Source organism: Thermoprotei archaeon (genome assembly GCA_038881895.1).
Classification (GTDB): domain Archaea; phylum Thermoproteota; class Thermoprotei; order Gearchaeales; family WAQG01; genus JAVZOV01.
This window is the reverse complement of record JAVZOV010000002.1, coordinates 164,060-188,335: the sequence shown is the minus strand read 5'-3', so window position 1 is coordinate 188,335 and position 24,276 is coordinate 164,060. Positions and strand designations below refer to the sequence as shown.

At 35.1% G+C, this 24,276-nt stretch carries 22 protein-coding genes and 1 pseudogene; 11 read left to right on the top strand and 12 right to left on the bottom strand.

What is annotated here, in order from left to right:
- The first annotated feature begins 246 nt into the window (after nucleotides 1–246).
- The 3 genes from pdhA to QW128_03990 are packed head-to-tail and all read left to right on the top strand — an operon-like array spanning nucleotide 247 to nucleotide 3,576.
- Nucleotides 247–1,392 (top strand): pyruvate dehydrogenase (acetyl-transferring) E1 component subunit alpha, encoded by a 1,146-nt coding sequence (gene pdhA, locus QW128_04000; GenBank protein MEM3832748.1) that lies wholly within the window; start codon nucleotides 247–249, stop codon nucleotides 1,390–1,392.
- Nucleotides 1,392–2,366, top strand: a complete 975-nt coding sequence (locus QW128_03995) for an alpha-ketoacid dehydrogenase subunit beta (protein MEM3832747.1) — start codon at nucleotides 1,392–1,394, stop codon at nucleotides 2,364–2,366. The genes pdhA and QW128_03995 overlap by 1 nt, the downstream gene beginning before the upstream one ends.
- Nucleotides 2,367–2,376: 10 nt before the next feature.
- On the top strand, nucleotides 2,377–3,576 hold the full coding sequence (locus QW128_03990; GenBank protein MEM3832746.1) for a dihydrolipoamide acetyltransferase family protein: 1,200 nt from the start codon (nucleotides 2,377–2,379) through the stop codon (nucleotides 3,574–3,576).
- A 477-nt stretch (nucleotides 3,577–4,053) separates the two neighbouring features.
- Here the strand turns inward: QW128_03990 and QW128_03985 are convergent, their stop codons facing one another.
- Complete coding sequence (locus QW128_03985; protein MEM3832745.1) at nucleotides 4,054–4,770, bottom strand: biotin/lipoate A/B protein ligase family protein; 717 nt, start codon at nucleotides 4,768–4,770, stop codon at nucleotides 4,054–4,056.
- Between the two features lie 189 nt (nucleotides 4,771–4,959).
- On the opposite strand from QW128_03985, the gene surE reads away from it, so the two are divergent.
- Together surE and QW128_03975 are read left to right on the top strand one after the other, a co-directional pair.
- On the top strand, nucleotides 4,960–5,733 hold the full coding sequence (gene surE, locus QW128_03980; GenBank protein MEM3832744.1) for a 5'/3'-nucleotidase SurE: 774 nt from the start codon (nucleotides 4,960–4,962) through the stop codon (nucleotides 5,731–5,733).
- 32 nt (nucleotides 5,734–5,765) lie between these two features.
- Nucleotides 5,766–6,320 carry a rhomboid family intramembrane serine protease gene (locus QW128_03975; GenBank protein MEM3832743.1) on the top strand — a complete coding sequence of 185 codons (555 nt, stop codon included), beginning with the start codon at nucleotides 5,766–5,768 and terminating at the stop codon, nucleotides 6,318–6,320.
- 185 nt (nucleotides 6,321–6,505) lie between these two features.
- Here the strand turns inward: QW128_03975 and QW128_03970 are convergent, their stop codons facing one another.
- The 3 genes from QW128_03970 to QW128_03960 all read right to left on the bottom strand — a co-directional run bounded on the left by QW128_03970 (nucleotide 6,506) and on the right by QW128_03960 (nucleotide 9,540).
- The gene (locus QW128_03970; GenBank protein MEM3832742.1) at nucleotides 6,506–7,549 is read right to left on the bottom strand and encodes an SIS domain-containing protein; all 1,044 of its coding nucleotides are present in this window, start codon (nucleotides 7,547–7,549) and stop codon (nucleotides 6,506–6,508) included.
- 110 nt (nucleotides 7,550–7,659) lie between these two features.
- Nucleotides 7,660–8,541 (bottom strand): heme o synthase, encoded by an 882-nt coding sequence (gene cyoE / locus QW128_03965; protein MEM3832741.1) that lies wholly within the window; start codon nucleotides 8,539–8,541, stop codon nucleotides 7,660–7,662.
- Between the two features lie 129 nt (nucleotides 8,542–8,670).
- Nucleotides 8,671–9,540, bottom strand: a complete 870-nt coding sequence (locus QW128_03960; protein MEM3832740.1) for a hypothetical protein — start codon at nucleotides 9,538–9,540, stop codon at nucleotides 8,671–8,673.
- Between the two features lie 10 nt (nucleotides 9,541–9,550).
- On the opposite strand from QW128_03960, the pseudogene QW128_03955 reads away from it, so the two are divergent.
- Nucleotides 9,551–9,625, top strand: a pseudogene (locus tag QW128_03955) (IS6 family transposase).
- Nucleotides 9,626–9,726: 101 nt separating this feature from the next.
- Here the strand turns inward: QW128_03955 and QW128_03950 are convergent.
- Entirely contained in the window at nucleotides 9,727–10,131 is a 405-nt protein-coding gene (locus QW128_03950; protein MEM3832739.1) for a hypothetical protein, read from the bottom strand.
- A 330-nt stretch (nucleotides 10,132–10,461) separates the two neighbouring features.
- Here QW128_03950 and QW128_03945 point away from each other — a divergent pair, with 330 nt between their 5' ends.
- Nucleotides 10,462–11,247, top strand: a complete 786-nt coding sequence (locus tag QW128_03945; protein ID MEM3832738.1) for a sulfite exporter TauE/SafE family protein — start codon at nucleotides 10,462–10,464, stop codon at nucleotides 11,245–11,247.
- 335 nt (nucleotides 11,248–11,582) lie between these two features.
- Complete coding sequence (locus tag QW128_03940) at nucleotides 11,583–12,173, top strand: HAD-IA family hydrolase (protein ID MEM3832737.1); 591 nt, start codon at nucleotides 11,583–11,585, stop codon at nucleotides 12,171–12,173.
- Here QW128_03940 and QW128_03935 read toward each other — a convergent pair.
- Complete coding sequence (locus tag QW128_03935; GenBank protein ID MEM3832736.1) at nucleotides 12,157–12,465, bottom strand: 4a-hydroxytetrahydrobiopterin dehydratase; 309 nt, start codon at nucleotides 12,463–12,465, stop codon at nucleotides 12,157–12,159. The genes QW128_03940 and QW128_03935 overlap by 17 nt on opposite strands.
- Before the next feature lie 222 nt (nucleotides 12,466–12,687).
- Here QW128_03935 and guaB point away from each other — a divergent pair, with 222 nt between their 5' ends.
- A complete protein-coding gene (guaB, locus tag QW128_03930; protein MEM3832735.1) occupies nucleotides 12,688–14,118 on the top strand; it encodes an IMP dehydrogenase in 1,431 nt (476 codons plus the stop codon).
- Between the two features lie 511 nt (nucleotides 14,119–14,629).
- Here guaB and QW128_03925 read toward each other — a convergent pair.
- Entirely contained in the window at nucleotides 14,630–15,577 is a 948-nt protein-coding gene (locus QW128_03925) for an aldo/keto reductase (GenBank protein ID MEM3832734.1), read from the bottom strand.
- 168 nt (nucleotides 15,578–15,745) lie between these two features.
- Here QW128_03925 and QW128_03920 point away from each other — a divergent pair, with 168 nt between their 5' ends.
- A complete protein-coding gene (locus tag QW128_03920) occupies nucleotides 15,746–16,453 on the top strand; it encodes a phosphoribosyltransferase family protein (protein ID MEM3832733.1) in 708 nt (235 codons plus the stop codon).
- Here the strand turns inward: QW128_03920 and QW128_03915 are convergent.
- The 5 genes from QW128_03915 to QW128_03895 form a co-directional block, all read right to left on the bottom strand.
- A complete protein-coding gene (locus QW128_03915) occupies nucleotides 16,446–19,238 on the bottom strand; it encodes a hypothetical protein (GenBank protein ID MEM3832732.1) in 2,793 nt (930 codons plus the stop codon). The genes QW128_03920 and QW128_03915 overlap by 8 nt on opposite strands.
- A 506-nt stretch (nucleotides 19,239–19,744) precedes the next feature.
- The gene (locus QW128_03910) at nucleotides 19,745–20,572 is read right to left on the bottom strand and encodes a metal ABC transporter permease (GenBank protein MEM3832731.1); all 828 of its coding nucleotides are present in this window, start codon (nucleotides 20,570–20,572) and stop codon (nucleotides 19,745–19,747) included.
- A gap of 5 nt (nucleotides 20,573–20,577) precedes the next feature.
- Nucleotides 20,578–21,357, bottom strand: a complete 780-nt coding sequence (locus tag QW128_03905) for a metal ABC transporter ATP-binding protein (protein ID MEM3832730.1) — start codon at nucleotides 21,355–21,357, stop codon at nucleotides 20,578–20,580.
- Nucleotides 21,354–22,379 (bottom strand): zinc ABC transporter substrate-binding protein, encoded by a 1,026-nt coding sequence (locus QW128_03900; protein ID MEM3832729.1) that lies wholly within the window; start codon nucleotides 22,377–22,379, stop codon nucleotides 21,354–21,356. The genes QW128_03905 and QW128_03900 overlap by 4 nt, the downstream gene beginning before the upstream one ends.
- Nucleotide 22,380: 1 nt before the next feature.
- Nucleotides 22,381–22,812, bottom strand: a complete 432-nt coding sequence (locus QW128_03895; GenBank protein MEM3832728.1) for a metal-dependent transcriptional regulator — start codon at nucleotides 22,810–22,812, stop codon at nucleotides 22,381–22,383.
- A gap of 507 nt (nucleotides 22,813–23,319) precedes the next feature.
- Here QW128_03895 and QW128_03890 point away from each other — a divergent pair.
- Entirely contained in the window at nucleotides 23,320–24,204 is an 885-nt protein-coding gene (locus QW128_03890; GenBank protein ID MEM3832727.1) for an N-glycosylase/DNA lyase, read from the top strand.
- Nucleotides 24,205–24,276: the final 72 nt, after the last annotated feature.

The following is a 24,276-nucleotide window of genomic DNA, read 5'->3' as shown; positions in this document are numbered from 1 at the left end:
AACTAAAGTTCTGGGGTAAATTATTACTAATAATCTATAAAAAAGCTTAAGCGAGTCATGGAACATAATTCATAGAAATATCTTTGTTAAAGTTTAATATAACAAGATCATTAAGTTAGCATTCCTCAACTTTAATTATAGAGAGAATCAGCATCAAATACGCTCATAAACTACTTATATAAAAAAGATAGATGAATTTTCATATAGGATAGATGAAAAATATATACATGCAATAATTTTCAATACATGGTGTTACGTGTAATGTCAATTTCTGGGATTGATATTGATCGTGCAATAAAAACATTTCAAATTCTTAAACCAGATGGAACATATGATCAAGAACTTGAGCCAAAACTTACATCAAACGAATTAAAACACTTGTACAAAACAATGTTGACAGTGCGTATATTGGATAAAAAGATGTTAATCTTACAAAGACAAGGTAGAATTGGATTTTATATTACCTCAGAAGGAGAAGAGGCAGCATATGTGGGAAGCGCATACGCATTAGGACCTGATGATTGGATATTTCCAGCCTACAGAGAACCTGGAGCAGCACTAATAAGAGGCGCTACATTAAAAGAACTAATAGCCCAAGTGTATGGCAATGCAGCAGATGTAAACAAAGGCAGACAAATGCCTAATCACTGGGGATTTAAACGAATAAACTACGTAACACCTGGAAGTCCTGTTGGAACTCAAATACCAATGGCAACAGGTTTTGCAATAGCTGCAAAGCTACGTAATGATAAACGCGTAGTACTTACATACTTTGGTGATGGAGCATCATCAACAAGCGAATTCCACACTGGTATGAATTTTGCAGGAGTCTTCAAGGCACCTGTAGTATTTCTTTGCAGAAATAATCAATACGCAATCTCACTTCCAGTTTCTAGACAAACTGCAAGCATAACGATCGCAATAAAAGCTATAGCATACGGATTTCAAGGTATAAGAATCGATGGAAATGATATACTTGCATCATACGCAATAACGAAGGAAGCCATTGAAAAAGCTCGTAAAGGTGAAGGTCCCACCTTAATTGAGGCAGTAACCTATAGACTCGGTGCGCATTCCACGTCAGACGATCCTACAAAATACAGAACTCATGAAGAAGTCGAGACAATGCGGCGTTATGATCCGCTTAAACGATTTAGAATTTACCTAGAATCAAAAGGAATATGGAGCGAAGATGATGAGAATGAGACAGCAAAAAAGATTGAAGATGAAATAAATATCATAATTAATGAAATGGAGCAAACACCACCCCCAGACCCAAGAACTTTATTCGAAGATGTGTATGCTGAAATGCCCTGGAACCTAAAAGAACAAATGGAACTTCTTCTGGATGAACTAAAAGAGAAAGAAAAAGAAATCCAGGAGGTCAAATAATGGCCGTCATTAACATATTACAGGCGATAAATGCATCACTAAAAGAGGAAATGCAGAAAGATGACAGAATAGTGGTGCTAGGCGAAGATGTAGGAAGATTAGGGGGAGTATTCAGGGTCACTGATGGATTACTTAAGGAATTCGGTGAAAACAGAGTCATAGACACACCATTAAGCGAGACCGGAATCATTGGTATTTCTATAGGGATGGCCATATACGGTCTCATACCAATTGCAGAGATACAATTTCAAGATTTCATTTTCACAGCATTCGAAGAAATAGTAAATCACTTAGCAAAGATGAGATATAGGTCAGGAGGACAGTTTACCGCTCATGTAGTTATACGAACACCTTACGGTGGTGGTGTAAAAGGTGGACATTATCATTCACAAAGCGGAGAAGCATACTTCGCACACACAGCAGGACTAAAGGTCGTGATACCATCAACACCATATGATGCAAAAGGATTACTCAAAGCAGCGATCAGGGACCAAGACCCGGTAATATTCATGGAACCGAAAAAAATATACAGGGCAATCAAAGAAGAAGTACCTGATGATGACTACATAGTCCCTCTAGGAAAATCAAGGATAGTCAAAGAAGGTTATGATGTCTCGATATACTCATATGGAGCAATGGTTCATGTAGCTCTTGAAGCAGCAGAACTAGCAAGCAGAGAAGGTTACAATGTAGAAATCATAGACCTACGAACATTAATACCACTAGATATACAAACCATAATAAATTCTGTCAAGAAAACAGGTAGAGCAATAATATTACACGAAGCTCCCAAAACACTCGGGTTTGGTGCTGAAATTTCTGCACTAATAAGCGAAAAAGCCATAGAATATTTAAAAGCGCCAATAATCAGAGTGACAGGGTTCGATACACCATTTCCTTATACACTTGAAAATCTCTACATGCCTAACGCGCAACGTGTTCTTAAAGCTATAAAACATGTTATGTCATACTAGGTGAAAAGCAATGCCATACATCTTTAAACTGCCAGACATAGGGGAAGGAACCGTAGAAGCCGAGATAATAAGATGGCTGGTAAAAGAAGGTGAAAAAGTAAAGGCCGACCAGCCAATAGCAGAAGTTATGACAGAAAAAGTAAATATAGAGATCGCATCACCTAAAAATGGAACAATACATAAAATACTTGCAAAAGAGGGTGAAAAAATCAGAGTAGGACAACCAATAATATCCATACTAGAAGAGGGCGAACAACCACCAGAACAACAACCGCAATACATAACACAACAAACACAAATCTCAAGCCAGCCCACTACAACACAGAAACCAATGGAAATACTGGCAACTCCAGCCGTACGGAGACTAGCTAGGGAACTAGGTGTGGACATAACTAAAGTCAAAGGTACAGGACCTAGCGGACGTATCACAGAAGAAGATGTCCGTCAATATGCTCAATCTATAGAAACACCCAAACCACAACCAGCAGAACAAATCACGATAACACGAGAACAACAAGTGGAAAGAATTCCATACAGAGGTATGAGAAGACAAATAGGAGAACATATGAAACAAGCAATAAAAAACATACCACATGCAGTACATTTTGAAGAAATAGATGTAACAGAACTTGTAAGCATTAGAGAAAAACTAAAAGAAGCTCTCTCAGCACAGAACATAAAACTAACATATCTACCATTCATAATAAAAGCAGTCATACAAGCACTTAAAAAATATCCAATCTTCAACGCAACATTAGATGAAGAGAAAAATGAAATAGTGATAAAAAAATATTATAATATAGGAATTGCTACAGCAACACAAGAAGGACTAGTAGTGCCAGTTATCAAAAATGCTGACAAAAAAAATATAATAGAACTTGCAAAAGAAATAGAAACACTGACGGAAAAAGCCAGAAATAAAAAACTCGAATTAAACGATGTTAGAGACAGCACATTTTCAATCACAAACATAGGATCTATAGGAGGCATACTCTCTGTACCCATAATAAATTATCCAGAAGCAGCCATACTAGGCATACATAGAATACTAGAAAAACCGGTCATAAAAGATGACAAACTCATAACAAGAAAAATAATGTATTTATCACTATCATTCGATCACAGAATCATTGACGGAGCTATGGCAGCAGAATTCGTAAATACAATAAAAGAATATTTAGAACAACCCTATTTATTATTTATAACTTAAGATACTTACCACTCTTTCGGCGAGAAGGCCTCCGACTTCGGTCGTGGAGATGGATCGCCGTTAAGTTTATATTCATCCAAGTCTACCATCTCCTTGAGCGGGTCGCTCGCATGTGGTTCGGAAGTCCGAAAGCTGGAATAAGGCTCCGAACCGAGAAGAGTGAGGGTGGTTCCAGCAAGCGGGCTATGGACTACATGTCCATGGCAGGGGCTGCCTTGACACAGCCCAGAACTCGGTAGAATGAGTGGAGGCCCCACGACAAACCGAGAATCTCCCGGCTTTAGCCGTGGAGAGTGTCAATAAACTTCCACTTTAATTAACACCTAATGCAGCTCCTACCTATCAAAGGTCCTACAAAATAACATAAGAATATCTTAAACGATAAAATTTTTCAGACTTTTACGCTTTCATTAAATTGATGTAAAGGTTCACAAGTTCTTTGTCTGTGCGTTCAGAAGGAACACCATGTCGCATTAATTAATGTATGAGATCGAGCATATTTTGCATTTTCTCTTTGACTTGTTTATCTTCCCATGAAGTAAGATTTGACTTTATAACGCTAAATCCTTCATGTTGGAGAGTGATTTCTATAACATCTATTATTTTGTGCACTGTAAGGTCTTTTTTCCATTGTATAAGATTTGTTACAGGTGGAGAATTTAACGGTGGTATACATAGTTTATTCAGCTCTTCTAGGTTTGCACTAACAAGGAGCGTTCCATGCACTAAGACTGCATTTCTCTTAACATATGCTGCCATGCCTGATATTTTGTAACCTCTATATTCGATCCTATTCGGTGGCACAAAATATGCATCAATGTTTAAGTTGTGTAAAGCCTTTATTATAATTTGAGCGGGGCCCTTAAATAATTCTTCTATATCCACGTTTTTATCTTGATGTCTTATATAAAAACTCCAATTTAGGTTACCACCATCATGGTATACAACGCCTCCTCCCGTTATCCTCCTGTAAATTTTAATGCCCATTCTTGTAGCGAGATCCTCATTGTACCATCCATAACCTTTTGAACCTCTACCCATTACAAGACATCTATCATTAACCCATAACCTGAGGGTATCGATAGAGCATCCTTTATCGACAGCCTCTAATATTATCTCTTCCATGAGTAAATTGGCCACTGGATCTCTAGTCTCAGAGATCACGAACCTTATGTTTCTACTCTTGAACCACACATTATAAAAAAATAGTTGAGCTTATAAATTTTGAACTTCAATTTAGTAACTGCAAATTATCTTTAACGCGTTCTTTATGTTATCATCATTATGAAAAACTGTTTAATGCTTTCTTTGTTTTTGCAGGATTTTTTAGTTAAAATTTATTTAGGCGGCATAACTTAATAATTTATCTGCAAGTGATGAGCGATGGCACATATACTAATATCTAATGATGATGGTATTAATTCGATCGGACTAATTGCACTTAAAAGGGCTTTAGAAGGTTTAGGCACTTTATATGTTGTTGCACCTGAGATTAATAGAAGTGGGATTAGTAAAGCTTTACAAATGTTTTCCCTCAGGATCAAACAGGTTGTATTAGATGATGGAAGTATAGCTTATGCCATAAATGGTACGCCCGCTGACTCATATTTTATTTTTAAGTATAAGATCTTCCATCGTGATCCAGATCTAGTGGTGTCAGGAATAAACTTGGGATGCAACGTTGGAGTTAGTGATATATTAACTTCCGGTACGATAGGTGCTGCTTTAGAGGCTGGGTTACATGGTGTTCCTGCTATCGCAATTTCTTTGTGTGTTAAGCCGGGAAAAAAGTTATCATTAACGTTAGATGACTTTAGTGTTGCTATGAGGATTGCACGTCAGGTTGCTGAGCGAATTCTTACTAGGGGAATGCCTCGTGGTACATATTTAATTTCAATAAATATTCCGGAGAATCCTCGTGGCATTAAAATAACAAAACCTGCATGGTATGTTTATGGTGATATATATGTAGATAATGGTGATGGAACTTATTCTGCTGCTCGATCAAAAACAGATATTTACAGCGATTTTGACGGAAAGGATAGCGATATTAATGCAGTGTTCAGGAAGAGATTCGTATCAATAACTCCTATAAGAATAGAGATAAAGTCACCTAAGAAAACTTTTCGTGATTTGTTAAAAGATATAAGGCTTTAGTATTTTGTGAACATCGATAAAGGTAGATCACAATGTCTATAGTAAGGCTGCAATCAATAACGCTTATTCTGATTATAATAAACGTCATTGTGTTCATTCCTGTAAGTATTAACTATACAATTCTTATACTGCTAGCCCAAAATAATTTATTAGTGAGCGAGGGATTCGTATGGCAGTTAGTAACCTCCATGTTTGTTCATTTTGGGATTTTTCATTTGTTATTTAATATGTTTGCATTGTATTATTTTGGTAGTATTATAGAGCATGCATATGGTAAGTCTCGATTTCTCATAATATACTTTGTGTCTGGTATTACAGGCAATATTGCAACATATTTTCTTTTACCTTATAATGTGCTATCTGGGGGGGCTTCAGGCGCTATTTTTGGGCTCCTTGGAGCATATGTAATATTGAGCAGGAATGTTGGAGGATTAGGAGCAGCTTTAGTCTATGCTTTATGGGTTTTTCTCGCTAGTTCGATAATACCCGGAGTAAATATAGTAGCACACCTAATAGGGCTTATTAGCGGTATCGTATCTGGTGCATTTTTAATCCGAAGACCTAGATATTACCTAGTATCGAGTTAATTAGAACCGTTGTTGGATAGTTAATTTTTTTATAACTGTCTGTTCCATCTCTGCAAAAGTTTCATTGATGGCTTTCTGGGTCAACGGGGCTCCCCTCATCCTGAGCATGTTTAGACGTGCCCATTCGATGCTAACCTTCCACCACATATCGGGCACGTTCATGCATTCTTTAATACACTAAACATCTATAAAAATCTATCTATTTGTGAGCTGCTGTCCAACCCTAAATAATTGTATATGCCCCATTTTTCCATGTGATTTTTTAGCGCATTAATCGGTCTTACTGATTTCGCATCAATATTTTTTATTTCTGAAACCTTAACAGATACTACGTCACCCATCATGCACGCTGAAAGTATTCTAGCTAATAGCGATTCTTCAAATGTTTCATAGGTGAGTAAATGAAGCCTTTTCGAAAGGTATTCTTGGAACCAGTTTAAAGTTTCCCTTATTGGTTCGCTTTCTTCTCTTGGAGATCGAAGTAATATGATGCTGTAATTGTTTAAATCTTCCGATTCACCCCAGCTAACTAATGAATTGTGGTTTGCCTCTGTTAAAGTTTCATACCATGCCGTCATCTTAGCGTTTTCATTAAATTGTGTTTTCCATCGCATGGCCGCTACACTCATTGAACGATAACCATATATCACAATACTTTTTCTAGCAATCATAGAAGCAATCTCATAAGCCCTATCCTGCTCACTGTTTAAGACACGTTCTATGGCATGCTTACTATACTCAAGTTCTTGTGAAGCTCTTACACGAATCCCAAGCTTATCCAGTACTATCAATAATGATGCAACTTGTTCGTAAAGGCTTGATCTAGGTTGTATTTCAGGCGTTAAAGGTATTACTGGAATGTTAAACCTGCTTGATATTTCTGCCAATTTTCCGTTTGATGTGATTGATATTTTCATTGAATTAATGTCCTTTAGACTTCTGAAAGCAGCAAGCGTCTCCCATGTATTACCAGAGTAGCTTATTATGAATACTAAAGTATCATCTGTGAAGAAATTTGTTGGAATTTCTGGTCCTCTAAAGACCTGAGAAAGTATTCCATGAATGTTTATTAAAATCCATGAAATTATCTCACCAGCTATAGCAGACCCGCCAATCCCAATGAAAGCTACACGATTAGGCTTTCTGAACCAGTCAGGTATTTTTAATTCTTCACCATTCAGCATTCCATTAATTAACAAATCCTTAGCCATCATGACTTCTTCCATCATATTGCTTCACCACCTAACAAACATTATAACATTAACTTTAATTTAGTTATCTCCGTACTTTAAAGTATGGGAAGAAAGTTAAAAATCAAGAATAAGGAACATGCATGAAATTACGGAAACATGAACATGACTAATTTTATTGATAATAAATTATTCTCTATTACGATCATTGCAAATATTATTGCAAGATATGGACTGGCAAACTTGAAAAGTTTCTTTGCCTCTATTTTGGTTGGATTTTGTGCGAACATGAATGTTTTATATATCGATAGAACAATTAACATTGTTGATGCAAAAACTGTTAATAATCCAGCCATTCTTAGCATGTACATTATAATGACGTCCAATTCCATTAAAAGAAGGCTTATTATGATTCCCGTTGTAGCTTTGCGTGGTCCTACAACCACTGGCAGCATTGGAATATTAGCTTGTTTATAATCATCTAAGTAATATGTAGATATATACCAAATATGCATTGGAATCCAAAGGAGGACTAGCAGGGATATAAGCAATGCTCTCATATCAATTGCATTGATCTGTGCGACCCAACCGCCCATGGCCGGCATACTACCTGCTATACCACCGAATATGATATTTGTTGTGGACCGCCTTTTAAGGAGTAATGTGTAGATTGGTATGTCGAAGAAGAAACCTAAAAAAATTGTGAGTGCTACTAAAGAATTTATGCCCAGTGAAAGTATCTGCCCTAATAAGTATAAAATGATGCCAAATATGAGCGCGTTTGTGGGGGAGACCTTTCCTGAGGGTATTGGACGTCTTTTAGTTCTTGGCATAATACTGTCGATATCCCTATCAAAATACATGTTTATTACTGTAACACCACTCACTGCTAATGTCATTGATATTATTAATAATAATGCAACTAGATAGTTCTTGTTTCCTGGCGCTGCATAATAAGCCATTATAGATGTAAATACCAACAAGAATGTTTGACTTGGTTTTGTAAGAGTGATGTAATCTTTTAACGACAACCATTCCACCTAAATGAATCATACTAAGAAATAATAAAAGATTAATGTAACCATGTGTTATTACCTAAAGTTCCAAGAACGTTAAGGTAGTGAAGGATCACTACTCTTAGTTAGAAGATTTTACAAAAACTAGTACTCCCCTAATCTATGCTTAATATCCCTTAGTACTAAATTCTGATATAACCTTTTGAACAAGTCTTTTACTTTTTCAGGTGATAATTCAACCGTAGCGGGTTCATAATCCAGCAACTTCTTGATTACCTCGAAAATGGAAGTCGCAATATAATCGTCCCATTCTTCTAAATACCAGGCGAAATAGTTAGCTTCTAGGAAATTCTTTATTCCTAACTGGGCGAAGATTTCCCCTTCTTCAAGCTCTTTTAGTTCTATCAACATATCTGACTTATTTCTTAAGTAAGCTTCTTCAAGCCGTTTTAGGTAAGAACCAACTAAGCTATCCGCAAAAAGAGTTACAACTTCAGATGTTAAAAGTTTCATTAAGATGGTGTAATAAGTATGTATGGCAAACATCAATTTTTCAACATCAATTCTCCCATCTCCCCTCACACTGTAATAATCTATCAGTCCTTCCAATTTCTCCTTCGAATAAGCACAAACTTGCAAGAAAACCCTCCTCCAATCCTCAAAAAGCATGCTGGTTCTGGGCGACTTTGACTTGATTAGGGTTTTATATAAAGTTAAAATAGAGCTTTTAGTTATGTTACTTTCAGGTCCAAAGTCCTCAAGCAGGAGTTTAGCCTCTATAGGTTTTCGCTTTAAACCTCTTATCGCTTCCAGCAATCTTAAAATTGTTTGGGCATTAACTTCTAAAGCAGCAGTTTCTTCCCACTCTTTCTTCCTAAATCTGATAAAAGCAATCTGGAATCCATCAATTATGACACCGAAATATCTTCCATAGTACTCCGGGCTAATCCATTCCGCTTTTATGTACTCTTTAACCTGTTCTTTCGCCTTTTGGAACTCTTTTCCAGATTTCAATTTCCCTGGAGCTTTAAAGAGGCTTGGAATAGAATACCTCCATGAGACGTTCGGGAATAGAAACAAGATTGAGAGATGGTTTAGATAGCTTAATAGGACTAGGAGATTCTACAACAACATAAAACTCTAAGATCGTTAAGAGATTAGAAGAGATAGCAGCAGCCATAGCCCTAATACACAACATACTCATAGAAACCAAGATAGAGGGATGCGTATTACCTGGTTGACAGTACCCTCTAGAACTAGATCTATGAACCCTAGTCTTACATTAGATTTAGCTATACAGATTAGGAAGTAATCTATGTGGGATTGTATGATTAGATATCTCTTATCGTCTAGCTGGATTCTAATCTTCTCAGAACTACTCAAACCCGCTTCTCTAAGAATATTCGAAAAAGCACTTATAATAACTGCACTTGCAGACGTGAGGTCATCTAAAGATATGTTACATCCTACTTCTAACGTCAGTACATATAAGTCTCTAGAAACCACTATCACAGTCTTAATCATCCCTCTACTAGAAGCTACTATTCCCCTGATTAGAGAATCCAAGTCATAGCCAATTCTATACAAATCTTGGAGAGAAGTCATCGCAAAGAATCTAGAGTAAAACTTTACATAAAAAATTAATTTATTCAAGATGAAGTACTTACAAACAAGGAGAACATCTAGAAGAATACATAGAGAATGGTCTAACCATTGGTAGACGGATACACACACTTATCCATTAGTAGTTTTCTAAATAAGCATATACAATGCTTTAGTCTCTGAGCAATAAATTTAGTTGAGAACACATTAGGTATAGTTTCAGAAAACCCTACCAAACCTCCATTAACGTTAATCAACTTCCAGCAACAAGATTTGGATTCATATTTGATGTGAAAAGTAAGATTTAAATAATTCGTACTAAGATAAATACTCATGGATATCGTAATCATAGTTTCGTTAATATTTTTTGGTTTAGTTGCTGGTGTTATCGGTGGTTTTCTAGGAACGGGTGGTTGCGTAATAATGCTTCCAGCACTCTACTTTCTTTACAACTATAGTTTACCAGTCGCTATAGGGACAACGATTGTAGCAGTCATAATTACAGCCTCCTCTGGATCCATAGCTCACATTAAGATAAAGAATGTTGATTATAAAACAGCCCTAGTAGTAGCAGTTTCAGGCGGTATAGGAGCAATCGTAGGCTCAGTAATCTTCCAATACCTCATCACTCAACTACCGCTCCTGAAATTGATATTGGGTTTAGCATTCCTTTATGTCTCGATAAGAATGATCTATGAAGGCGTTTTCCGTAGAAAGACTACTGAGAAAGTGGGTAATATAATTCCTGGAACAACTCTAGCAAAATCTTTACTTGGCTTCTTCATAGGCGTGTTAACAGGGGTAATAGGTCTCGGAGGAGGATACGCTCTAGTCCCATCATTTATATATCTTCTAGGTTCTCCTGTAAAGATAGCGGTGGGCACATCTTTAACTTCATTCATAAGCATGGCAGTTATCTCTGGAAGCTTTAAGATATATCAAGGAGTAACAGATATAGTTGCAGCACTATCTCTTGGAACTGGAACAGCTATAGGAGCCCAGATAGGTGCACGACTAGTGCCAAAAGTCCCAGCATGGTTCATCAAAACAATCTTTGGAGCAGTCTTCCTCTACGTCTCACTAAAATTCATACTAGAGATCCTCGGAATAAGAATATAAAGCACAATACTGCAATTACAACAACCTGAAAGCCTCGCCTCTTTAGGGCGGGGAGGAGGTCAGATTAAGGAGTGAGTTATTTTAGTTATGTATTAGGGTTGTACAGCAGTCTCTGAATAGATAGATTTTTATAGACGTTTAGTGTATTCCGTATTTGATGAGCGGAGCACCGAATGGGCATATGCCCAACATGTGGTGAGGTGGAGCACAGGATGAGGGAAGCCCCGTTGCCCAGAAAGCCCCTAATGAGGTTGAGGGGGAAGGGACGAAAGTCCATGAATCCCACAACGGACACAGTTTTATAAGGTTTTATGACTATTGAGTAACAGATTGTCGTGAGGTTTGAATATTTCGTCACTGATCTTGATGGGACTTTAGTGAAGCTTAATATAAATTGGGAGGCATTAAGGAGTGTTGTAAGAAAATTATTAAATACGGATCATCCTTTAAAACCGTTGGCTACCAGTATACCTATTGCAGCTAAGGGCAATCATGAATTGATTAAAAAAGCTTTTGATTACATAAAAAATGTTGAATTGCGTGCATCTAGTGATGTAATGCGCGATGAAGTGTTGATTGATTTTTTTAAATGGTTAAAGTTAAACGGAGTGAGAATTGGATTGGTTACGTTGCAAGCGATGGAACCGGCAACTTTAGCGTTATATAAGCTTGGTGTCCTGAAGTTTTTCTCTGTTATAATAACTAGGGAGCATGATTTACGTAGAATTAATCAACTTTCTCTAGCTCTTAGAGAATTAAATGCCGATGCTAAAAAAACAATTTTTGTTGGTGACACGCAATGGGATGTTGAGGCTGGAAAAATGCTTGGTTGCTATACAGTTTCAGTGAATCAAAGTATACCAGGTGCCGATTATTATGTAAAAAATATTCCTGAACTAAAACAGTTTTTTAAACCTTACCTTTGAAATTGTCTATTATTTTGTTGATTATTTCTGCTAACTGAAAATCAAGGTCTGTGATTCCTTTTACATCATGAGTAATCAATGAAACAGTCACACGATTGTAGGAAATTCTCAAATCAGGATGGTGGTTTTTATGCTCTGCTATTATTGCTACTCTATTTATGAAATTAATAGCATCTAAAAACGTTTTAAACCTAACAGTTCGTACTATTCTTCTACCCCTCAGTTTCCAATTTTCTAGTTTAGCAAGTCTAAGTTCTATTTCACTTCTCTTAAGCGTCACTTTAATCACCATGATATACTATATTTCACCTCTTAAAAAATTTAATCTTTGATCTATGACATACAATTAAAGTATCATAATAAAATAAATTTTAACAATAAATATTAATATTATATATTAAAAAATTTCTTAACTATTAAATTAGGGCTGCATGGAAATTTACTTTATGTTATAATTCAGCAATGAGTAGTAACTTTTATTTATGACTGCGGATTTATATATTGGTGATAGCAAGTGGTTGTAATCAGAGGTGAGGGGCTTACTTTTGACGATGTATTATTATTACCGAGATCATCATTGATACGTTCACGACGTGAAGTTGATATTAGTTCAAGGCTTACAAAGCGAATTAAAATTAATGTACCTATCGTGAGCAGTCCTATGGACACTGTAACAGAATCACGTTTAGCGATAGCAATGGCTAGAGAAGGAGCTATAGGTGTTATTCATAGATTCATGCCTATTGAAGATCAAGTTCGTGAAGTTCTGAAGGTGAAGAGATCTGAGGGAATAATAATAGAAAAACCTTACGTTATAAGTCCAGACAATACAATTGATGACGTACGCAAAATGATGGAAAAGTATAAGGTTAGTGGTTTATTAGTCGTCGATGAAAGTAATCATCTTCTCGGTATTATTACGTCGAGGGATATAATCTTCGAGAAAAGTTCTAAAAAAGTATCTGAAGTAATGACACCGAGGAAACATCTTGTGACTGCAAGACCTGATGTTACAATTGATGAGGCAAAGGAAATATTAAAAAGTCACAAGATAGAAAAGTTACCGTTAGTTGACGAGAAAAATATACTTAGAGGTTTAATTACTATGCGTGATATAGTTAGTATGGAAAAGTTTCCTTATGCTTCAAAAGATAAAAAAGGTCGTCTTATGGTTGGAGCTGCTGTTGGCTTAAAAGATTATTTAGAACGTACAAAAAGACTTCTTGATGCAGAGGTAGACTTCATCATAATAGACGTTGCAAACGGTTATACGCAAAGTGTGACTGAAGCAATCAAAAAAATAAAGAGTAACTTTGACATAGATGTTGTAGCAGGTAATGTTGCTACTGCTGAAGGTGCTGAACTTCTGGTGAGTGCCGAGGCTGATGCTATACGTGTAGGGATAGGATCAGGAAGTGCGTGTATAACAAGATTAGTTGCAGGTGTTGGAGTACCGCAAATAAGTGCAATAATGGAATGTGCTCAAGTTGCATCTAAATACGATGTTCCCATAATATCAGATGGAGGCATAAGAAAGCCTGGTGACATTGTAAAAGCATTAGCAGCAGGAGCATCAACAGTTATGATAGGAAATCTTTTGGCTGGTACTGAAGAGAGTCCAGGTGTTACAATAATACGTGAAAATAGGAAGTACAAAATATTTAGAGGTATGGCATCACACGGTGCATACCTATCAAAACTAGAAAGAGAGGGCATATTTGAAGAAGAAGAGGTGGAGGCCTATGTATCAGAGGGTGTCGAAGGTTTAGTGGAATACAGGGGGACAGTCTCAGAGGTACTTAAACAACTAGTTGGTGGATTAAGATCTGGCATGAGCTACTTAGGTGCAAAGAATATAAAAGAGCTGCAAAATAATGCCATGTTCATAAAAATCACTGATGCAGGAATTAGAGAAGGTGGAGTTCACGATATGTTACCATTTTAATACTGATAACAAACTTCATTTTTAAATCAAGAAAACTTTTTAGCCAATCTCTACTGACATTCACTATAATTGAAAACCTCACCCTTTAACGAATATTGAATCTATAACTATTGTAGCAAGTAATGTTTTACCTGGTTTTGTTTTCAAAATTATTTCTATTGCTATAAAAGATATTCAAAAATCTGAATAAGGTAAGCTGAAATTAGAGAGGAGGTTCGGACAAGCGAACTATGGACTATATGCTTCATTCAGGGGCTGGTTTAGCACAACTTGAACTTGACAACAATGAACAAAAAATGTTCGAACAAGAATCTCCCAACTTCAGTCATAGATAAGATATTTCTATTTTATTGAAATAAAAATCTGGCAGAAACTCATGGTTTAAATAAGTGTGAATAGGCAGAATAACCATCGGTGAGCTACTTAGTTATAAGTCATCATTAGGAGCAAGAATCTCATTACCTCATCTGGGAGAGTATTAATAACAGGATTGCCAAAAAATGTGGAATAACTACCAAGTAACGTAAGTAATTCTCAGATTTTTGCTAACTTCATCTATTTCACGCCACTCGTTATAACTTAGGTGCCATCCTGACGATCCGATGTTTTCTATAAGTTGTTGTACACTTTTAGCACCTGGTATAGGAACTACAGCGGTGCTTGCAATTATTAACCAATTTAATGCTACTTGAGAGGGAGTTTTGTTATACTTTTCTCCAATTTTCTTTAGTAAACTAATAAGTTTCTCAACTTCCTTAAAATTCTCATGAGAGAAGATAGGATCTGAGCTTCTCAGATCATTTAATTTAGATATATCATTAATGGTATACTTTCCTGTAAGAGCACCCTTTGCTAATGGGCTCCATGCTAATAGCATCATTCCATTCCTTTCTGCATAAGGAATATGATTGATCTCAGCAGCGCGTTCTATCGCATTATAACGTACTTGAATACTTGCTACATCATGCCTTGATAAACAGTTTCTAGCTGCTTCTATAAGTTCAACAGGAAAATCACTTAAACCTATATATCTGATTTTTCCAAGCTCAATGAGCCTCTCTAATGCTTTCATGTATCCACATGTTGGAAAATTATGCCAAAGAGGAGGCCAGTGAACCTGCATTAGATCTATTGTATCAACTTGTAATCTAGATAAACATTTATCAACGGCCCTGAACACATCGTCCTTATTAAGAAAATCGCCAGGAATTTTTGTAGCGATGAACACATCATCTCGTGTGTTTAATTCTTTAAGAGCCTTGCCGATAAATTCCTCACTCTTACCTTTTCCATACACTGCAGCTGTATCAATTAAATTTACACCATTTTCTATTGCGCTAGCTATTATTGATTTAGCAGTATTGTAATCAAGCATTCCCCACGTTTCACTATATTGCCATGTGCCAAGACCTATTGCAGAAATTTTTTCATTAATTTTTTGAAATTTTTTGTACTCCATAAAGATACACCACAGCATATGTAAAAATCAATATTATTTATGTCTTACTTTTCTAAAGAAAATTAATGATCAATTTTTTGTTATTTATTTTATTTTAAACCATGTTGTATATCAATTTTCAGAGTAAAGTTAATTATCTAGATACGCTATGATTGATATGAGATTGAAATGGATAAATTGATAGAAATTAAAACAAGAATGTATAGCATTGAGATTCTTAGGTTACTTAAGTCAATGTATCAATATAATGAACTTTCACGTGAAACTGGATTACCCCCGCCTGTTTTAAGTAGATATGTTAATGGTTATGTTCTTCCTAGCCTAGAACGAGCAAAAATGTTTATTCAACTTTTTAAATCCATTTATTTAAGACAAGCAGCTGAGAGCAAAATTATTAAAAGAGAAAATATTATACAGATCACTCCTCTCTTATCTGATACTCGTCTTCTCTCATACATTGCAAAACTAATATCTGACGAATTCAGCGACACTGGAGTAACCAAAGTTCTCACAAAAGAGACCGATGGTATACCATTAGCAACACTCGTTGGTAATGAACTAGGTGTTCCAGTTATTGTTGCAAAAAATAAAAAAGAACTAGGTATTGATAATTTTATTGAGGCTAAACAAACCTATGTTTCTGGTGTTTATACATACATCTATGTTCCAAAAAATCTTATAAGACGAGGTGATAAAGTCTTAATAGTGGATGATATAATACGATCTGGTTCCACTATAAAAGCATTGGTTAGTATCTGCAGAGAGGTCAGAGCAGAGATTGCAGGAATATATTCCCTAGTCTCAATAGGTAATGCATTAGAAAATTTAAGAAACGAATATCCATACCCAATAAAATCATTGTTAATAATTAAGTAATGTCTCTTAATGCGTAAACTATAACTGCTATGAATAATATAGTAATTATCAGCATCAAGATCGGTACCTTAATGCTTAAACTACCAACTTGTATTACATTAAACCTAATGCTAACCGTTTCACCAGCAGGTCCCACTACATCAAGAGGCATTGAAAATATTTTTCCGTTAGATTTAACAAGAATGTTATAAGAACCTGAAGGCAAAAGTATGCTAATCACATTGTTATTCTTTCCAAGTAATGTTTTATTCGAATAAATATAAATTTCGGAGTTTATTGGATTATCCAAAAGATCAACCGTTCGTATTATGAACGGATATACCGAAGTTTTGAGTGTAAGAGTAGAGTTACTATTAGTTATGCTTATTGATTTGTTATAAACAGTGATATTCCTATAAATCACTTGAACATTAAAATAACCCACATATCCATTCCAAACAACTTTTCCATTACTAATAGGCATTTCAGTATTATTTTTATTAATGGAGTCTTTAATTATTAAAAATCCACTTTTGAGAGGTTCATCGTTCCATGCAACAATGTTTAGATTTACTAATAATCTAACGTACATCATAGTTTGTTTTGATAAATATTTCAAGTTAAAATTATTAATTGAGAACCGAACCTCAAGAGAAGGTAATGTTTGAGATTGTGGATCTAATGCCCTTATTGAGTATTTTAATATATACGTGCTATTAGGATCAATTTTTGTTATATTACTTTTTGGTATTCCTCCTATTAACTCCCAACCTTGAGGTATTGTATCATTTATTGTTATAGAAAATATTGGTTTATTACCTAAGTTCTGAACTTTTATCAGAACATCCAGTGTATCGCCAATGTTTAGTGATGTTTTACTCACATTCTTACTGATGTATATAGCATTAGTAAAAATAGCTGGTTCCATCATTATTGGTGGTAATCCAGAGATATTTTGAAGAAGTGGAGGTAAAATAAATGTATCATTATGTGTAGCAGTTAATGATAATGATATCGTTATGGAATAATTAAAAGGAACACTCGTGTTTACTACTAGATATTCGGGTATTTCACTAAAACTGTCTGGTTTATTATGAATGAGTCCTATTTCAGTTAACCATGCTTTATTTAGTATTATTGGAGTAGTTCTTAGGCCACCCATGTTAGTAATATTCCATGTCGTTGTATATGTTGACGTGAACAAGATTGATTGAGGCGTAAGAGTTCCTATAAATATTTGATAATTAGAAAATACTCTTACTAATGATGGTAAAGTTGTATTACTAAGTAACGTGAATGAAAGATTATTGTAAATAAAGGTAATGTATATTGGTGGTGTCGCATCAGAGTGAGATGGTATTATCTGTGAAAATGTTACATTTTTAGGATCATACTTCATTTTATAAGTAATTGATTCATTCTTGTTTATCTCTCCTAGATTGATGTAATAAGTGCTCATATGAAGTGTTACATCTTTTGCATCACCATCTCCCATATTATGTATATTTACCTCATACGTGACAGCAGTACTACCATCTATCTGAGGTGTAGTAGTCAATGGTCTCACATAATATACAATTGATGGAAAACGCACAAATTCTGTCGATATTATCATATCGTTAGCATAACCCTGAACTATGGTAGCACCATCATGATAACTGTACATAGACCTAATACGCAGAATGCTTTCTTCTGAATGTACATAATGAAGTAGTACTTTCTTAGATATTGTTGAGTTTGGTTGCATGTTCCCTACGTGAACAGTTATTGACGGTGATTCAATAAAACCCCTAGGAATAATTAAATTGACAGCTACATTGTTGATTACTGTTTGATTTGGATTAGTAACATTAACAGTAACTTGTAGTGTCTCATTATCTGGTAAATGGGATTTATCTGGCATTAAATAAAAAATTAACGGTTGGTTAAATAACATCACATAGATGTTCATTTTTTGAATCACTGTATTCGGCATTAATTTATAGAATCCTGTTGTAACCCAGTGATTGTTTGGTCCAGAAATCCAATTAATATTTTGAGCATAACTTATATCGGATCTGTTTACACTCAATCCATAAAGATGAAACGTTATTGATGAATTACCAGAGAATTGTGACGTTTGTAACATGGTATTCAATATTTTTGTATAATTAAGCACGCTGATTGACCCTATATTACGTGGAATCATCGATTGTGGCGTGTTAATAACCGTAACTACTATGAGCTTACTTTCTCTGTTAGAGAATCTGTATTCGACATAATCGATTGTACGATTTTCAAATAGATTGAAAAATCCTTGTGCATTTTTATCCATGATGCTATCGATTAACAACTTGGAGAATACATTAAGATTTCCACCGCTGTAGAATACATATGATTTAGAAGTTGAGTTCAATCTCTGAAAAACTGTTTGGAATCTATCGCAAAGCCAGTTAATTAAATTACTGGGATCATAATTAGATGTTTGATACGTTACATTTACTTGTATACCTCTCCAATAGAGATAGTGTGTACTCTCTTTTTCAGGGTTATCATTAATTAACCAGTAAACATTGGCAGTATCTGGTGTATACTTAGCAACAGAAATAGAGAAATATTGTAAACCTTGGACAAGCGCATCAGGAAGTAATTGTTTTACACGATCACCGCTAAAGATGCCCATGACTATTGTTTTACTGTAAATCTGATATATATGAAGCGTTTCTGAATATTGTTCATGCAGTTCTTGTGCTAAAACAGCATGAACACCTATCGTAATAGAATACATGAATATTAACACAACCAAAGCTATTGATATAAACTTCATTGTTACACCACATATTCAAATTTTCTTGAATCATTTAAAGATTATTAGCATTAGTTGACACTCTTCACTGTTAAGGTCAGGAAATTTTTGCCTCCAAGATAAAATAAAATGAGGTAAGAGCCTAAGAGGACAATGAGCAATAGACCAGTTAGAAGCAAAGACTCTATCACTAACCTGTTAACCTTGTCTCTGTGGAGACAGGTATAAAGGATTTATAGTGAACTACCACCAGCTTTCGCAGGTGGCTTCCTGCTTCCACGGACAGACTCGATCTCCACTCACCCACAGCGGAGGTCTCGGCAAGTGAGACCGTTTCGGGAATCCCGTGTGGAAGGTGGGTTATGGAGGTCTTGCCCTCAGCAGGCGTCTCTTTCGGCCTGTCCCATGCCTACTAGGTCTGCCAACCAAGCAGACAACGATAAATACAACGAGAAAAAATATAAGCTTATCGGCCTTCATCCCCACCCCTACGGATGAGGACTTCCCACCATCAAAGTTAAAAATATTTATTTGTTAATTAGTCTCCGAACTATTATTACTATTAAGTATATTAGTGATGCAACCATTGCTATCATACCGCTTGTTGGAAAGTTTATCAAGACTGAAAGAAATAATCCAGAAAATCCGGATGCTAATGCTATTATAAGGGTGTAAAAGAAAAGCTTAGGTATACTATCTGATAATTCCTTCGCTGTTGCTGCAGGTACTATTGCTAAAGCGAATACTAATAATGCACCTACAGCTTTTGCAATTACAACTCCAGTCATGCCTACTAAAGCAAATATAACGTAATCGTAAACTTTTGTCCTCAATCCTAAGGCCTCTGCGCCCTCTAAATCAAAGCATGTGTAAATAACTTCATTGTAAAAAAAGAGGACAATTAATAAACCAGTTACTACTGTTATTGCCATGTATATTAGATCTACGTTTGTGAGAAGTAAAATGTCAGAAATTAGATAACTGTTAACCTTAATTTGTAACTCAGCCGGAATTAAACCTATTACTATAGCATATATAGATAAACTAAAAGCGAGCGCTAATCCTATGGCCAATCCAGAGATCTCAATACCACCTTTTCTAGTTATATAACCAGTAAACACGGATGTTAGCACGCTAAAAAGTAAAGCAGCAATAAAAAATATTAAATCAACGTGAGTAATCTCATAAATTAATGCACCTATTGCTGCTCCACCAAGAGCAGCATGAGTGACCTCTGCAGAAAGATAATGGACACCTCTTAACATGGAAATAGTTCCAGCTATAAGGGCTGCAAAACTTCCCAAAATGATCCCAATTATAGCATTTATTATAAAGGGACTTGTTAGATTAATCATATCGATCACCTTGAATGTACATCACCGGTTATAGTATAACATCTATCTTGTATTATTATTACTTTACCACCACCATACGCCTTAGACAATGTTTGTTCAGTTAATATCTCAAGCGGTTTTCCAATAGCTATTACGCTCTTATTTAGAATTATTAAGTTTTCTGCAATATCTATTAAAGGATTTATATCATGGGTCACTATCAAAATGGTAATCTTGTTAGTGTATCGTAACGACTTTATTTTTTCTATTATATACGCTTGACTTTTCATGTCAACACCGTTAAATGGTTCATCTAAAAATAGGATTTTAGGTTCTGAGATTAACGCCCTAGCAAGCAGGACTTTTTGCTGCTGACCTCCACTTAACTCTCCAAATGTCTTATCAACAGAGTCATTTAAATCCAACAATTCTAACATTTTATACATCTTATCTACATCACTTTTTGATGGTATACGAGGCCATTGTCGTTTAGTCAAAAGACCCATAAGAATGACATCTCTAACCTTAAGAGGTAGATTTCTTACAATTTTATCACGCTGAGGAACATAACCTATAAATCGACGTAGCCTAAATGAATCATTTACAGGATCAAAACCAAGAACTCTAATAATCCCATGATCAGGCTTAATAATACCTATTAAAGCCTTAAGTAATGTAGTCTTGCCAGCGCCATTAGGACCTAATATTACAGTTATTGAAGGATCGTTCAACTGAAAACTAATATCTAATATTGCTGGTTCTCCATTATAACTAGCTGTTAAATTTTTTACATCAATAATACTCATTTTAATAACCTCCTAAGTCTAAAGATATACACAGATTCCACTATAATTACGCCAACAAGACCTACCGAAAAAATTAACATAGGATCCACAATTTGAACTTGTGAAGTTGGCACGATGTTTTCTATGCTGATTGCACCTTCAACTTTTCCTATATTATACATCATCGCTGATACATAATCTATATTGACCGTAGTATCAACTGTTACTAACGGAGCTCCAGTTTGCTTAGATAATTGAACAGCAGAGTTGTACAACGGCATCTCAGCTGCAACATCTGAAACCATTATAATGCCTTTTTCACTTTTTAACATATTATATGCTAAACTTAGCGCGTTAGGATTCGCAGTTGGGCTTTCGCTAGCAGATAACACTGTTATAACCTTAAGTCCCATACTATATGCGATATAATCTTCCTCTAAAAATCCGAGAACAACAGGTTTACCATTAAGCAGGCTCCTAACCTTTGATAACATATTTTCTAAAAATGAGACTCTGTCAAGAAACATTTGAAGATTTGAGTTATAATAACTTGAATGGGCAGGATCAATGCTCGATAATCTTTCATATATTAATCTAGCAATAACTTTCATATTATCAGGTAAAAGCCAGTAACCATGATAGTTTTTACCGTATAATCCAGATCCGCTTGGCATGTCAAGTATTGTCATATTCGAAGAATAATTGATAAGATTCAGCGAAAAATTATTGATAGGTCTATCCTTTGCCTGAGAAACGGCATCTAATAGTTTATTTTCCCACTCGATGTGTCCATCTATTATGATCAAATCTGCAAGTGATGCTTCATTAATAACTCCAGGAGTTAATATAAACTCGTGAGGTTCTACACCAGGAGGAACTATAGAAAAAACTTCAGCATACGTTCCTCCGATATCTTTCACTATTGGAACGAAAACTCCTAATGATACAGCAACCTTAACATGCTGTGAAGAAGCAAATACCGGCGAGTTGAATATAGTGACCATTAACATTGTAATAATGATTATGATAACAGTTTTCTTCAATTTAAACACCTCCACAACATTCTGGGGCAGCCGGTATCTCTAATCCATGAGGACATTTTTTAGGATGCCCTAGACGTGAGCACATGTTGTTTATAATATTATGTGATACATAAGAATCAAAATCAGAAACTTCCTCACAAGCATCTTCTACATTAATACCTAACACGTTATAAAGATACGTCTCAAGAATTCTATGACTTCTTATTAACATTCTTACTTCATGTATTCCCTGTTCGGTTAATCGTATACCTTTCCATGGTGTGTACTTTACAAGTCCAATTTCAGAAAATCGCTTTATCATATCAATTACAGAAGGTGCTTTTATACCAAGCGCTTTTGCTATTTCGCCACTAGTTGTAGGTTTTGTACCTAATTCTGTGAGATCCCCAATTATCCTCAAGTAAACGGCTTCTCTTTGTGAGATTGCTATCATGTTAGGCTCAACCTAAGTTAGGCTGAACCTAAATATAAATCTTGTGTTGTTTTAGTGGTTCTCTCATTATTTATACGAATTGAATTTAGAATTTTCGACATAATTATTATAATAAATGAAGGCCTAGAATTTTTAGAACTTTGGTTCTAGGATGAATTGTTAACTTTAAATATGTCAAACTTCAAAAGAATAAGAAATTTTTCATAGGGAAAATAGAGGTTCAAATTCATATGCATATAGTCTCTAAGGTAATTAGCTTTGTGGTATGAGGAAATAGTATACTCCTAAAACCAACGAATGAAGCGATGGATGCAAGGTCTCAGTGAGCACTGGGAACATCTTACTTCAATCGTGGAGTAACTCACTTGAATGAAAAATAGCAATACTTCATAACTTTTGACAATATTTTAAAGGTTTTTATCGAGTTCTACAGTAGATGATTTTGGAATGATGAGTTTCGTAATAGATCATTAAAAAATATTAGCAATTCTTGTGTAATAATTACGTATGTCGGTGAGAATTAATAGTGAGAATGCTATTGAATTAGGTAAAAAACTTAGATCGATTGGATTAAAACGTATTTTAATGTTAGAGGAGCATGATCCACAGTTTGTAGCTATGAAATTGTTATCAAAAATAGGTAATGTAGAGCTCGCTGGTATTTTATCGTTAGCAAATGCTCTCGTTAGTTATAAACTTTCATCAAAAGGTGAAGATTACTGGATGGAATTTGCAAAATATTTTGTTCACAATCCACCAAAGGATCTGTACTCGTTACCAGAGGTTATGCTTGACTTTATGAGGAATTCTAATGGAAATAAACTTCTCATAGAAAAAAAGTATCAACGTCTTAAGATTTTAAGAGATTCCGGATTTTTAATGGAATTAAAAGAGAACTTCAACTACTATGTTAATAATCTAAATACGTTAAGATTTCATCTAGCCACGAACATGAATACCGATGCTAATTTAAAAACCATAGTTTTTTCTATCAAAATGTTATATTATAGTTTCAGAGCATCTACTGGAGTAGTTAATCCTCTTCCAATGGACATACCAATACCTATCGATCTTAGAATTGCAATAATGAGTTATATTACTAATATAGTTGATACTAAATACACGAAAAAACCATTAAATGAAATTGCAGAAATCATCATGAGAAACTATAAAAATGCGCAAGAAGCATGGAATATTGTAGCTCACACATCACAAATTCCTCCTCTTCACATTGATTCAATGATATGGCCTCTCCTCAATATTACCAGAGAGAAAAATTATAATCGTCAACATACATTATCATTCTCAGTGACATTCTTTTCAAACATATGGAAAGATTTAAACAGAGAAACATTGCTAGATATTTTTACAACAATGTTTAAAAAATTATGAATCACATTTTTACACAAACTTGTTGCATAAAAATCAATAAAACAGAATACTTTAAAGCAGCTAACACCGGAT

What these genes read in the sequence shown, in the direction of transcription:
- pdhA (MEM3832748.1), top strand. Translation starts at nt 247, where the DNA reads ATGGTGTTACGTGTAATGTCAATTTCTGGGATTGATATTGATCGTGCA.
- QW128_03995 (MEM3832747.1), top strand. Translation starts at nt 1,392, where the DNA reads ATGGCCGTCATTAACATATTACAGGCGATAAATGCATCACTAAAAGAG.
- QW128_03990 (MEM3832746.1), top strand. Translation starts at nt 2,377, where the DNA reads ATGCCATACATCTTTAAACTGCCAGACATAGGGGAAGGAACCGTAGAA.
- surE (MEM3832744.1), top strand. Translation starts at nt 4,960, where the DNA reads ATGGCACATATACTAATATCTAATGATGATGGTATTAATTCGATCGGA.
- QW128_03975 (MEM3832743.1), top strand. Translation starts at nt 5,766, where the DNA reads ATGTCTATAGTAAGGCTGCAATCAATAACGCTTATTCTGATTATAATA.
- QW128_03970 (MEM3832742.1), bottom strand. Translation starts at nt 7,549, where the DNA reads ATGATGGAAGAAGTCATGATGGCTAAGGATTTGTTAATTAATGGAATG.
- QW128_03950 (MEM3832739.1), bottom strand. Translation starts at nt 10,131, where the DNA reads ATGACTTCTCTCCAAGATTTGTATAGAATTGGCTATGACTTGGATTCT.
- QW128_03945 (MEM3832738.1), top strand. Translation starts at nt 10,462, where the DNA reads ATGGATATCGTAATCATAGTTTCGTTAATATTTTTTGGTTTAGTTGCT.
- QW128_03935 (MEM3832736.1), bottom strand. Translation starts at nt 12,465, where the DNA reads ATGGTGATTAAAGTGACGCTTAAGAGAAGTGAAATAGAACTTAGACTT.
- QW128_03925 (MEM3832734.1), bottom strand. Translation starts at nt 15,577, where the DNA reads ATGGAGTACAAAAAATTTCAAAAAATTAATGAAAAAATTTCTGCAATA.
- QW128_03920 (MEM3832733.1), top strand. Translation starts at nt 15,746, where the DNA reads ATGGATAAATTGATAGAAATTAAAACAAGAATGTATAGCATTGAGATT.
- QW128_03915 (MEM3832732.1), bottom strand. Translation starts at nt 19,238, where the DNA reads ATGAAGTTTATATCAATAGCTTTGGTTGTGTTAATATTCATGTATTCT.
- QW128_03910 (MEM3832731.1), bottom strand. Translation starts at nt 20,572, where the DNA reads ATGATTAATCTAACAAGTCCCTTTATAATAAATGCTATAATTGGGATC.
- QW128_03905 (MEM3832730.1), bottom strand. Translation starts at nt 21,357, where the DNA reads ATGAGTATTATTGATGTAAAAAATTTAACAGCTAGTTATAATGGAGAA.
- QW128_03895 (MEM3832728.1), bottom strand. Translation starts at nt 22,812, where the DNA reads ATGATAGCAATCTCACAAAGAGAAGCCGTTTACTTGAGGATAATTGGG.
- QW128_03890 (MEM3832727.1), top strand. Translation starts at nt 23,320, where the DNA reads ATGTCGGTGAGAATTAATAGTGAGAATGCTATTGAATTAGGTAAAAAA.